Origin of the sequence: Rhodococcus sp. IEGM 1307 (genome assembly GCF_030056915.1) — a bacterium.
Taxonomy (GTDB): Bacteria; Actinomycetota; Actinomycetes; order Mycobacteriales; family Mycobacteriaceae; genus Rhodococcus_F; species Rhodococcus_F opacus_D.
In genome coordinates, this window is record NZ_JASHKW010000012.1 from 224,112 (window position 1) to 235,432 (window position 11,321).

General features: G+C 67.0%; 11 protein-coding genes. 7 read left to right on the forward strand and 4 right to left on the reverse strand.

Annotated features, from left to right (window positions below; translation table 11 throughout):
• Nucleotides 1-10: 10 nt before the first annotated feature.
• From eda to QM841_RS23975, 3 genes are all read left to right on the forward strand, one after another.
• Nucleotides 11-637, forward strand: a complete 627-nt coding sequence (eda, locus tag QM841_RS23965) for a bifunctional 4-hydroxy-2-oxoglutarate aldolase/2-dehydro-3-deoxy-phosphogluconate aldolase (protein WP_283333858.1) — start codon at nt 11-13, stop codon at nt 635-637.
• Nucleotides 638-666: 29 nt separating this feature from the next.
• Complete coding sequence (locus QM841_RS23970) at nt 667-1,845, forward strand: ROK family transcriptional regulator (protein WP_283333860.1); 1,179 nt, start codon at nt 667-669, stop codon at nt 1,843-1,845.
• A gap of 228 nt (nt 1,846-2,073) precedes the next feature.
• The gene (locus QM841_RS23975) at nt 2,074-3,525 is read left to right on the forward strand and encodes a sugar porter family MFS transporter (protein ID WP_009475028.1); all 1,452 of its coding nucleotides are present in this window, start codon (nt 2,074-2,076) and stop codon (nt 3,523-3,525) included.
• A 37-nt stretch (nt 3,526-3,562) separates the two neighbouring features.
• On the opposite strand, the gene QM841_RS23980 is transcribed toward QM841_RS23975, so the two are convergent.
• Nucleotides 3,563-4,294 (reverse strand): FadR/GntR family transcriptional regulator, encoded by a 732-nt coding sequence (locus tag QM841_RS23980; RefSeq protein ID WP_005251406.1) that lies wholly within the window; start codon nt 4,292-4,294, stop codon nt 3,563-3,565.
• Between the two features lie 167 nt (nt 4,295-4,461).
• Between QM841_RS23980 and QM841_RS23985 the strand changes: the two genes are divergently transcribed.
• The 3 genes from QM841_RS23985 (at nt 4,462) to QM841_RS23995 (ending at nt 7,587) form a co-directional block, all read left to right on the forward strand.
• Nucleotides 4,462-5,856 carry a GntP family permease gene (locus tag QM841_RS23985; protein ID WP_105415481.1) on the forward strand — a complete coding sequence of 465 codons (1,395 nt, stop codon included), beginning with the start codon at nt 4,462-4,464 and terminating at the stop codon, nt 5,854-5,856.
• Between the two features lie 34 nt (nt 5,857-5,890).
• The gene (locus QM841_RS23990; protein ID WP_105415478.1) at nt 5,891-6,442 is read left to right on the forward strand and encodes a gluconokinase; all 552 of its coding nucleotides are present in this window, start codon (nt 5,891-5,893) and stop codon (nt 6,440-6,442) included.
• 173 nt (nt 6,443-6,615) lie between these two features.
• The gene (locus tag QM841_RS23995) at nt 6,616-7,587 is read left to right on the forward strand and encodes an alpha/beta hydrolase (RefSeq protein WP_283333864.1); all 972 of its coding nucleotides are present in this window, start codon (nt 6,616-6,618) and stop codon (nt 7,585-7,587) included.
• Between the two features lie 56 nt (nt 7,588-7,643).
• On the opposite strand, the gene QM841_RS24000 is transcribed toward QM841_RS23995, so the two are convergent.
• Nucleotides 7,644-9,140 (reverse strand): MFS transporter, encoded by a 1,497-nt coding sequence (locus QM841_RS24000; RefSeq protein ID WP_283333866.1) that lies wholly within the window; start codon nt 9,138-9,140, stop codon nt 7,644-7,646.
• Between the two features lie 64 nt (nt 9,141-9,204).
• Here QM841_RS24000 and QM841_RS24005 point away from each other — a divergent pair, with 64 nt between their 5' ends.
• Nucleotides 9,205-9,585: a MarR family winged helix-turn-helix transcriptional regulator gene (locus QM841_RS24005; RefSeq protein ID WP_283333868.1), complete on the forward strand. Its 381-nt coding sequence runs from the start codon at nt 9,205-9,207 to the stop codon at nt 9,583-9,585.
• 4 nt (nt 9,586-9,589) lie between these two features.
• On the opposite strand, the gene QM841_RS24010 is transcribed toward QM841_RS24005, so the two are convergent.
• On the reverse strand, nt 9,590-10,393 hold the full coding sequence (locus QM841_RS24010; protein WP_164059878.1) for a transglutaminase-like domain-containing protein: 804 nt from the start codon (nt 10,391-10,393) through the stop codon (nt 9,590-9,592).
• Between the two features lie 51 nt (nt 10,394-10,444).
• Nucleotides 10,445-11,284 carry an alpha/beta hydrolase gene (locus QM841_RS24015; RefSeq protein WP_105415470.1) on the reverse strand — a complete coding sequence of 280 codons (840 nt, stop codon included), beginning with the start codon at nt 11,282-11,284 and terminating at the stop codon, nt 10,445-10,447.
• Between the last annotated feature and the right edge of the window lie 37 nt (nt 11,285-11,321).

Below are 11,321 nucleotides of genomic sequence, written 5' to 3' on the forward strand. Positions count from 1 at the left end.
GAGTATTTCAGTGACGAACAGCCCCTCCCTCCTCGACCGCGTCCCGGTCATCCCCGTCGTCGTCGTGGACGACCTCGGCGACGCAGTGCCGGTGGCTCGCGCGCTGGTGGCCGGCGGCATCCCGATGATCGAACTGACCCTGCGCACGCCGTGTGCTCTCGACGCCATCAAGGCGATCGCGAGCGAGGTGCCGGAGATCTGCGTCGGCGCGGGCACCATCGTGGAACCGGTGCAGGCTGCGCAGGCGGCCGACGCGGGAGCACAGTTCCTGGTGTCGCCGGGTAGCACCGAAACTCTGCTGAAGGCCATGACGGAGACCGGACTGCCGCACCTCCCGGGCGCGGCGACGGTCTCCGAGGTGCTCTTCCTGCTCGAGCACGGCTATCGCGAACTCAAGTTCTTCCCCGCCGAGGCGTCGGGTGGCGCGAAGTTCCTCGGCTCGATCCACTCACCCGTTCCGGCGGCACGGTTCTGCCCCACCGGCGGCATCTCGACGTCGAACGTCGGCGACTACCTGTCGCTGCCCAACGTCGGCTGCGTCGGCGGATCCTGGCTCACGCCCGCCGACGCCGTGAAGAAGAAGGACTGGGACCGGATCAGCGGCCTCGCGCGTGAGGCGGCGGCACTCGCCCGGTAGCAGGAGAAGCGGCGCGGTACGGTGAATTCGTGCGCGACAGTGACAACGGTGACTCCCAGAGGCCTGGTTCTCAGTCCTCGCTGAAGTCCGCCAACCAGCACCGCGTGGTCCGCGCGCTCCAGACGTCGGGTGAGCTCACCCAGGCGGAGATCGCGCGTCGCACCGGGTTGGCTCCCGCCACCGTGTCCAACATGGTCAAGGAATTGACCGCGGCCGGGATGGTCGCCGTGCCGGGCGGCGACCACCCCGGCCAGCGGGGCCGCGCGGTGCGACTGACCCGCAAGATGGGGCTCGCGGTCGGGATCGACTTCGGGCACCGGCATCTCACCGTGGCCGTCGCCGACATGGCACACGAGGTGCTCGCCGAGGAGCGCGTCGAACTCGGTGCCGGGCACCGCGCCGAGGATGGCGTGGTGCAGGCGGGCGCTCTTCTCGACGCGGCCCTCGATCGACTCGGCTGCGACCGTACGTCCGTCCTCGCGGTCGGAATGGGTCTGCCCGCGCCGCTCGAGACCGACACCGGCGAGGTCGGCGGCCCGTCGATCCTGCCCGGGTGGGTCGGTGTCGACGCGGCCGCCATCGCGTCGGAGTATCTCGGCACCGCGGTGCACGTCGACAACGACGCGAACCTCGGCGTGCTCGCCGAACACATGTGGGGAGCGGGCCGGGGAACCACCGATCTCGCCTACATCAAACTGTCCGACGGTGTGGGAGCCGGGCTCGTCCTCGACGGCCGGCTGTACCGCGGAAGAGGCGGCACCGCAGGCGAAATCGGCCACCTGACACTCGACGAGTTCGGTCAGGTATGCCGCTGCGGCAACCGCGGCTGCCTCGAGACCCTCGTCGCCTCGCACGTCGTGATCGGACTGCTCGCACCGAGTCGCGGCCCCGATCTCACCATCGCCGACATCGTCGCGATGGCCGAGGGCGGCGACGCCGCCTGCATCCGGGTGCTCGCCGACACGGGGCGGCACGTCGGGGTCGCGGTGGCGAGCCTGTGCAACCTCGTCAATCCCGAACGACTCGTCATCGGCGGCGAACTCGCGCTGGCCGGCGAACTGTTGCTCGGGCCGATGCGCGAGGTCGTCGGCCGCTACGCGGTGCCCAGCGCGGTCCGTTCCCTGGACATCCGCGTCGCCGAACTCGGCCCCCGGGCGCAGGTGCTCGGCGCCGTCGCGCTGGGTCTGCGATCCGCGCTTCCGGCCTGACTGTTCGCCGCTGAAGTCTCCCGCCAGCTTGTGGGGTGAACTCTGCGCACGTCACGGTAGCCTCGTTCATTTATGAACATATCTACGGTGAAGGTCGCCTATTTATGTTCACATCTTGACGGTTTCCTGTTTCGGTGCTTACTGTGTTCCGCACCACAACGAATGCGCTCTCGCGCAGGCCTCGGCTCGATCCGAGACTCGATCACCCCCTTGCTCACGAGGAGTCCCATGACTGAAAACGTCCTGTTGCCCGGTGCGGAATCGCCCGGCGACACAGCAGAGGGCACTTCGGTTCCCGTCCGTATCGCGGTCGTCGCCGCACTCGGCGGGTTGCTCTTCGGCTACGACAGCGCAGTCATCAACGGCGCGGTGTCGGCGATCGAGGGCAAGTTCCAGGTCGATTCCGCTCTCCTCGGATTCGCGATCGCCTCGGCACTGCTGGGCGCCGCGGCGGGAGCGATGCTGGCCGGGCGGATCGCCGACCGGTACGGACGCCTCGTCACCATGCGGGCCGCTGCGGTGATGTTCCTGCTGAGCGCCATCGGCACCGGATTCGCGGCCAACGTCGAGATGCTGGTGACGTTCCGGATCGTCGGCGGCATCGGTGTGGGTCTGGCCTCGGTCATCGCACCCGCCTACATCGCCGAGATCTCGCCCGCCCGGGTGCGCGGACGTCTCGGGTCGCTGCAGCAACTCGCGATCGTCACGGGCATCTTCGTCTCGCTCCTGGTCGACTACGCCCTCGCGGCCATCGCCGGCGGGTCGCAGGAAGAACTCTGGTTCGGGCTCGAGGCCTGGCGCTGGATGTTCCTCGCGATGTGCGTGCCCGCACTGGCCTACGGACTGCTGTCGCTGACGATTCCCGAATCTCCCCGCTACCTGATCGCCCAGGGCCGCCTCGGTGAGGCCCGCGGCATCCTCGCGGTCCTGCTCGGCGAGAAGGGCCTGGACCTCAAGATCGAGAGCATCCGCTCGACGCTGGCCCGCGAGACGCAACCGTCGATCCGTGATCTGAAGGGCTCCGCGTTCGGCCTGATGCCGATCGTCTGGATCGGTATCGGACTCTCCGTCTTTCAGCAGTTCGTCGGTATCAACGTGATCTTCTACTACTCCAGCGTCCTGTGGCAGGCAGTCGGCTTCGACGAGGGCAGCTCACTGCAGATCACGGTCATCACGTCGGTGGTCAACATCGCCACCACCCTCATCGCCATCGCCTACATCGACCGGGTGGGCCGGCGGCCGCTGCTGATCATCGGCTCCGCCGGTATGGCCGTGACGCTCGCGACCATGGCGTTCATCTTCGGCACCGCGTCCACCACCGTCGTGGACGGCGTCACGACGCCGCAGCTGACCGGACTGCAGGGTCCTATCGCCCTCGTCGCCGCCAACCTCTTCGTGGTGGCCTTCGGAATGTCGTGGGGGCCCGTGGTGTGGGTCCTGCTCGGCGAGGCGTTCCCCAACCGCATCCGGGCAGCCGCCCTGTCGCTCGCCGCGGGCGCTCAGTGGGCGGCGAACTGGCTGATCACCGTGACGTTCCCGTCCATGAAGGACTTCTCGCTGGGAATCTCGTACGGCTTCTACGCCGTGTGCGCGGTGCTGTCCCTCGTGTTCGTGTTGCGCTGGGTCAAGGAGACGAAGGGCGTGGAACTCGAAGCCATGCATTCGGATTCGGTCGCGTAGGACTAACCGCGCTGCGAAGAAGACACCCGCGAATAGCTCACTCGTGGGTGTCTTCTTCGTCCTTCATCTGCTCGACCGCCGTCGCGGATTCGCTCACGATCGCGCGCATGGCCGCCTCCGCCGCGTCGGCGTCGCCCATCTGAATGGACGACGCCACGACGCCGTGGAGGCGGATTGCTTCCGTCTCGGCGACGTGCGGCATCAGTGAGTGCCGGGTGCGGCCCTCGAGTACTTCCACGACGATCTGCGACATCGCGCGCAACAGGGGATTCCCCGACGCGGTCAGCAGCGTGCGGTGAAAATCGGAGTCGTGGGCCAGGTAGGCGTCCGTGTCCGCGGCGCGGGACGTCGACGACATTCCGATGACGGCGGCCGTCAGCGCCCCGCACTGTTCGGGCGTCGCGCGTGTCGCCGCGAGACGCGCGGCGAGCGGTTCGATGCCCGACCGTAGCTCGCTCAGGCTCGACAGCTGTTCGAACCGCTGCGGGCCGGCCAGCTTCCACCGAATCACGCTCGGATCCAGTGAATTCCAGTGCTCCTCGCCCAGGACGGTGATCCCGACGCGACGTCGCACGGCCAGCAGTCCGAGGGATTCGAGAACCCGAACCACCTCCCGGACGACGGTTCGGGAGACGGAGTACTGGGTGACCACGTCGTCGGCGGAGATCCGGGTGCCGGGTGCCACGACGCCGGCCACGATGTCGCTACCCAGCCGATCGAGCACCGTTTCGTGCAATTGCCGGTACTCGCCGCCGTCTGCGTTGGTCATCCGCCGATGTTCCCACGGTTGCCTCCATTGAACACACGTTGGCACGTGATCCAGACTCTAAGTAGTACTTAATAAGTCCGGGGCTTGAAATCATATGGTTTATGAGGCACAGTGACCTGAGTCACGAATAAGGGCAATTCCATCACCGATCTCCCTGGAGCAACAGAATGAGTACCGCGTCACTACTCGCAGCGGCCGACAGTGCCGGTCACGACGCGCGGCTGATCACGGCTGCCGTCGTCGGAGTCGCCGTCATCATCGCGCTGATCACCTGGCTCAAACTCCACCCGTTCCTCGCGCTGTCGATCGGCGCCGTCGGCGTCGGTATCGCCGCAGGTCTGGGCGGGCAAGACTCGGTGAAGGCGTTCGTCGAGGGCTTCGGGGCCACGATGGGCAGCGTCGGAATCCTGATCGGATTCGGTGCCATGTTCGGCAAGTTGCTCGCCGATTCCGGTGGTGCCGACCGCGTGGTCGACACCCTCGTCGGACGGGCGGGCCCGCGGACGCTGCCGTGGATGATGGCGCTGGTCGGCGCCGTGATCGGCCTGCCGATGTTCTTCGAGATCGGCCTCGTGCTGTTGATGCCCGTCATCATCCTGGTCGCGCGGCGTTCGGGGTTGTCGTTGATGCGGATCGCGATTCCCACGCTGGCAGGTCTGTCGGCCATGCACGGTCTCGTTCCGCCGCACCCCGGGCCCCTGGTCGCGGTGGCGGCCCTGAACGCCAACCTCGGACTCACCCTCGCCCTCGGCGTCCTCGTCGCGATTCCCACCGTCGTCATCGCCGGGCCGCTGTTCAGCAAGCTGGCGGCCCGCTGGGTGGACGTCCCCGTCCCCGAGCTCTACGTCACCGTTGAGGACCGGGAAGGCGCCGAAGCCGCCGCCGAGCGTCGCCGGCCCAGCTTCGCCGCAACACTGTCCGCCATCCTGCTGCCAGTCGTCCTGATGCTGGGCAAGGCGATCGCCGACGTCATCGCCGCCGACTCGGAGTCGCCCGCGAAGGCGCTGCTCGACTTCCTCGGAACACCGGTCGTGGCCCTCGGACTCGCGGTGCTCGCCGGGATGGCGCTCCTCGGCCGGGGTGGCGGCATGGACCGCAAGGCCATCGCCGTCTCGCTGGAGAGTTCACTGCCCCCGATCGCCGGAATCCTCCTCATCGTCGGCGCCGGCGGCGGATTCAAGCAGGTCTTGATCGACACCGGCATCGCCGACGTGATCGCCGACGCGATCAAGGACAGCGCCCTTCCCGTGTTGTTCCTCGCCTGGCTCGTGGCCGTGCTCATCCGCGTCGCCACCGGATCGGCCACCGTCGCGACGGTCACCGCGTCCGGCATCCTCGCACCCGTCGCCGCCGAACTGACCTCGACGCACGTCTCGCTGATGGTGCTGGCGATCGGCTCCGGCTCGCTGTTCCTGTCGCACGTCAACGACGCGGGATTCTGGCTGGTGAAGGAATACCTCGGCGTCACGGTGGTACAGAACCTGAAGACGTGGACGGTGATGGAATGCATCATCTCCGTCACCGGTCTCGCCGGGGTCCTCGCACTGAGCGTATTCATCTAAAGGGGGCTGAGAAATGTCGAGTGAGGTTGGTGAGATGCACGTGAGTACGCGCGAACCTGCAGGACGCACGCCGCAGACGGTAGATCCGGTCCTGGTGCTGATGGGGGTGTCCGGGTCCGGGAAGTCGACGGTCGCGGGAATCATCGCCGGCGCCATGGGCTGGGACCTCCAGGAGGGAGACGCCCTGCACCCACCCGCGAATGTCGCGAAGATGGCGTCGGGGCAGCCGTTGACCGACGAGGACCGCTGGCCGTGGCTCGATGTCGTCGCGGGGTGGATTCGGGAACACACCGAGAACGGTCTTCCCGGGGTCATCACCTGCTCGGCGCTGAAGCGCAGCTACCGCGACGTGTTGCGGGGCGACAACGTCGTCTTCGTGCATCTCGCCGGGTCGCGGGCGCAGATCGGGGAACGGCTGACCGCCCGGCTCGACCACTTCATGCCCCCGTCGTTGCTGGACACACAGATCTCGACGCTCGAACCGATCGAGCCGGACGAGGACGCGATCGTGGTGGACGTGGGCGGATCGCCCACCCAGGTGGCGACCGAGATCATCGCTCGGCTGGAGGAGCGACTGGCTCGGTGAACCTCCCGCAATCGGACGGAAATCGGTCGAAGTCGCTCGGTAACGGGCGGCTTCGACTTACCGTGGCGGGAGGTCTCGGGGAGCGGACGTGAGAAGTTTCGCGTGCGTTTCTCTCCGGATCGCCCTAGGGTGTCCACTTGGCTGGACAAGCGTCCGATACAACGGAGGGCAGTATGCGAACGCGTGAATCGATCGTGTGGCACTGGGATGTCAGTCGCCGAGCGCGCATGACGTTCTGGTTTGCCAGGGCTTTCGTCAAACCGCTGTTCACGATATGGCCGACGACGGACCGCGGCATCGAATTGCTGGCGACCCTCGACGAGCTGATCGACCGGCTTCCCAAGCCGAAGGGCCTCGACATCGAGGCGATCTCGCTCGGCGGGGTGCCCTGCGAGAAGATCACCCATCCGCGACCCACGGTCACGTCGATGGACGGTGCCACCATCCTCTACTTCCACGGCGGCGGATTCGTGTTCTGCGGGCTCGCCACCCACCGGGCACTGTGCGGACTGCTCGCCGCACGTTCGGGTGCGCCCGTCGTCTCGGTCGAATACCGGCAGCTTCCCAAGGGTGCGATCGGGGCGTCGCTGGTGGACGCCATGACCGCGTACACCGAGGTGCTGAAGGTCTGCGACGACCCCAGCAGGGTGATCGTCGCGGGGGACTCGGCGGGCGGATACCTCGCGATGAAGGTCGCGGAAGTTGCCGCGTTGCGGGGCCTCACCCGCCCGGCGGCCGTCATCGGGTACTCCCCGCTGCTCAACCTCGACCTCGAGGATCACGACCCCGATTTCATGAAACGTGACGCGTACCTACCGATGTCGCAGGTGGCCAAGCTGAAGGATCGCTGGCTGGCCGGGCCCGATCAGATTCCGGGCGCCCAGTCCCCGGTGAATGCGGACCCGGCACTGTTCCCGCCCGTTTTCTTCACCGCCGCCGAATACGAGATCATGCGGCCCGACGTGGAGATCATCACGGACCGGTTCGATCGGGAGGGGCGGCAGATCGAGACCCACATCTGGAGTGGGCAGATCCACGCGTTCCCTGTGATCGGTAAGGTGCTGCGGGAGAGTCGCACGATCATCGGACTCACCGTCGACTTCGCGTCCCGCGCGCTCACGGAGTCGAAGCGGCACTCGGCCTGAACGATGTGAACGGCAGAACGGGTGGGCCTGTGCCCACCCGTTCTGCCGTTCGGGTCTCACGCGGGGTTGAGCACCCTGCGCAGCAGCGGTGACACCGTGATCAGCAGTCCCAGCAGTGCGACTCCCGTGACGAGCACGAGGCCGGAGTGGAACTGGTGGAACCCGGCGCCACTGATCCCGGCGGCCGTGTGCGAGCCGGCGGTGACGAGTGCGGTGGTGAGTGCCAGCACGAGCGCGGCACCGACCTGCGCGGACGTCTGCACGAGGCCTGACGCCAACCCCTGCTCGGAGTCGTCGACGCCCGACGTGGCCTGGGCCATGATCGACGTGAAGCCCAGTGCGAAACCGACGCCCAGCAGCAGCACGCTCGGCAGGATCGCGACCGCGTAGTGGGGCTGGTCGCTCCCTGCGAAGAGGAACCACAGGTAGCCGAGGCTCAACGAGGTCAGTGCCGCGATGATCATGCGTGCCGTGCCGAACGCGTCGATCAGGCGTCCGACGAACGGCGACCCGAAGGCCACGATGATGCCGGCGGGCAGGAGACCCAGCGCCATCTCCAGCGGCGACCATCCGAGCACCGACTGCAGGAAGATGGTCATCATGAACTGGAAGCTCAGGTAGGAGCCGAACAGCGCGATGATGCTGAGGTTCGCCCGCACGATCGAGCCGACGCGGAGGATGCTCAGACGCACCAACGGGTGCGCCACCCGGTTCTCCACGACGAAGAACGACGCCAGCAGGGCTGCGGCCAGAGCGAACGAGCCCAGCGTGAGCGGATCGGCCCAGCCGCGGGCCGGTGCCGACACGACGGTGTAGACGGCGAGCAGCATTCCCGACACCAGCGTGGCGGCGCCCACGATGTCGTGTCCGCCGTTGTCGGCGGCGCGGTCGCGGGGGATCAGGACGGCGCCCGCGACCAGGGCGAGGACCGCGAACGGCACCGGCATCAGGAAGGTCCAGCGCCACCCGGCGCTGGTCAGCAGTCCGCCCAGGATCAGGCCGGACGAGTAGCCGCTGGCTCCGAAGACGGAGAAGATCGACAGCGCCCGGTTGCGGGCGGGCCCCTCCTTGAACGTGGTGGTGAGGATGGACATCGCGGTCGGTGCGGTGAACGCCGCGGCGAGACCCTTCACGAAGCGGCTCGCGATGAGCAGCGTGCCGTTGTCGACGAGTCCGCCGACCAGGGACGCGATCGCGAACACGGTGAGTGCGATCAGGAAGACGCGGCGGCGGCCGAGGAGGTCGGCAGTGCGCCCGCCCAGCAGCAGCAGACCACCGAATCCGAGTACGTATCCGTTGATGATCCATTGGAGTGAGGTGGTGGACAGCCCCAACTCGGTTCCGATGGAGGGCAACGCAACACCCACCATCGAGACGTCGAGACCGTCGAGGAACATGACGAGGCACAGCACGGCCAGGACGCCCCAGAGGCGGGGTGTCCAGGCCTGGTCGGTCGACGGGGTGGCGGTAGCGCCCGACGAGATGGCGAGGTCCGGGGTGGCGTCGCTGATAGTCACAGGGAGAATGTAGATGCATGTGCAATCAATGCGCAAGCACTAATTTCGTTTGCATTTAATTCGCTTGCACCTTTTGCGTACGCGCGCTAGGGTGCGGGGCATGAGCTCTGAAGCAGACCTGCGCGGCACGTGGCGGCTGCTTGCGAGCAGATACAACTCCATCGCCTGCGAGTTGGATCGTGAGATGCAACACGCCCACGGCCTGAGCATGAGCGATTTCGAGACGCTCGACCGACTCATGGACGCCACCTGCGAGCGACCCCGGATGCAGGACCTCGCGGCCGAGATGTACCTCAGCCCCAGCGCCCTGTCCCGGAGCGTGGCCCGGCTGGAAAGGGCGGGCCTGGTCGCGAGGGCGCTGTGCGAGGCGGACCGGCGGGGGGTGTTCGTCGACGTCACCGACGCCGGCCGTGAGGTGCACGCCGACGCCAAGAAGATTCAGGTGGGCGTGCTCACCGAAAGGCTCTCGGACGCAACCTGACCCGTCAGGTCAGTGAGGTGGGTGTCGCATAGTCGTCATACGGGAACTCGCCGTCGACGACGGCAGTCACCACGGTGTTCTCGAGCGTGATCGCCCCGCCGTGATTGTCCAGGAACGCGGTGTCCGCGGCGTCGCGCCCCGTCGCGATCCGCAGGAGTGCCGAACGCGGCGCCAGTCGGGTCGCGTCGACCACACGCCATTCGTCATCGACGAACGCCTCGACGACAGCATGGAAGTCCATCGGATCGCACCCCGGCGCGTACACGGCCACCAGCCTCGCCGGAATGGTGACGGCCCGCAGAAGCGCCACCGTGAGGTGGGCGAAGTCACGGCACACGCCCGCCCCGGACAGCATCGTGTCGACTGCGCTGTCTGTGGATCTGCTCGAACCCGCCTGGTACAGCAGTCGCGATCCCACCCAGGTGGTGATGTCCTGCAGCAGTTCCGAGTGCGGCTTGGACAGATTGAATTCACCGCCGGTGAAGCCGAAGAACTTGTCCGCCTCCGCATATCGGCTCGGGCGCAGATACTTCGACAGGTCGTAGTCGGTGACCGGAGGCGAATCGGCCTTACCCAGAACGGAAGCCGAGTACTCGACGTGCAGCGAGCCGGGTGCGCTGTCCAGGAGGTGGACGCGAGTACCGTGCTCCGCCACCATCTCTCGTGCCTCGACACGGTTACCGTCGAGGGTGAACGTCAACGATTCCGACAACTCCGAACCGGGCGTCCGGGCCACCGCGATCTTGAATTCGAGACTGGTGGCGTCGGTGACCTCGATGTCGAGAGTGGCGCTGACGTGACGTTTCATCAGCCCATCCTGGCATCCATCGTCCGGGGGTGCAGAACACCCCCGACGAAGTCAGGCCTGTACGCGCGGCCGCAACCACTCGACGAGGTCGTCGAGTACCTCCTCGTTCTCCGGTTCGTTGAACACCTCGTGGAACAGGTTTTCGTAGATTTCCACCGTGAGATCCTCCGAACCGACGTACTCCGCGATCAGTTCCGTGCCGTGCACACTCGCGAGTCCGTCGTCCTGGCCGTGCTGGAGAAGCAGGGGAATCGTCAGCGACGGCAGACGTTCCGGCAACCGTTCGGCGGCGAGGATCATCCCGCGCGCAATCCCGGCAGGCACCTTCCCGTGGTGGACGAGGGGATCCTCCTCGTACGCCGACACGACCGCAGGATCGCGGGAGACCAGCTTCGCGTCGAGCGACTCGACGGGCACTCCGGGCAGGAAGCGACCCACCAGCTTGCCGATCTCGACCACGATGCGCGGCGTGCCGCTCGTCACGTCGACCGCAGGCCCGGACAGCATGAGTGCCTTCAGGTCCTGCTGGTGGTCGAGTGCGTAGGTCAGCGCGATGGAACCGCCCATGCTGTGCCCGATGAGGAACCGGTCGGTGCCGGGCCAGTCCGTCGACGCGATGCCGAACAACTGGTGCAGGTCGTCGGTGAACTCGGTCCAGTCCTTGAGGTGGACCCGTTTGCCGCCCGACCGCCCGTGCCCACGGTGGTCGGGCGCGTAGATCGCGAGGTCGAGTTCCCCGAGCCGTTCGATCACATGGTCGTAGCGCCGGGCATGCTCCCCGAAGCCGTGGCACAGAACCAGCACGCCGCGCGGGCGCCGCTCGGGGAGCCACACGTCGTAGACGATGGGAATTCCGCCGACGCCGGCGAAGGATGATTCTCGATGCTGCATGATGCCCCTTCGTGGTCCGAATTCGACGACTCAGATC

Coding starts and splice junctions, on each gene's coding strand:
- QM841_RS23975 (WP_009475028.1), top strand. CDS start 2,074: ATGACTGAAAACGTCCTGTTGCCCGGTGCGGAATCGCCCGGCGACACA.
- QM841_RS23980 (WP_005251406.1), bottom strand. CDS start 4,294: ATGACCAACGCAGACGGCGGCGAGTACCGGCAATTGCACGAAACGGTG.
- QM841_RS23985 (WP_105415481.1), top strand. CDS start 4,462: ATGAGTACCGCGTCACTACTCGCAGCGGCCGACAGTGCCGGTCACGAC.
- QM841_RS23990 (WP_105415478.1), top strand. CDS start 5,891: ATGCACGTGAGTACGCGCGAACCTGCAGGACGCACGCCGCAGACGGTA.
- QM841_RS23995 (WP_283333864.1), top strand. CDS start 6,616: ATGCGAACGCGTGAATCGATCGTGTGGCACTGGGATGTCAGTCGCCGA.
- QM841_RS24005 (WP_283333868.1), top strand. CDS start 9,205: ATGAGCTCTGAAGCAGACCTGCGCGGCACGTGGCGGCTGCTTGCGAGC.
- QM841_RS24010 (WP_164059878.1), bottom strand. CDS start 10,393: ATGAAACGTCACGTCAGCGCCACTCTCGACATCGAGGTCACCGACGCC.
- QM841_RS24015 (WP_105415470.1), bottom strand. CDS start 11,284: ATGCAGCATCGAGAATCATCCTTCGCCGGCGTCGGCGGAATTCCCATC.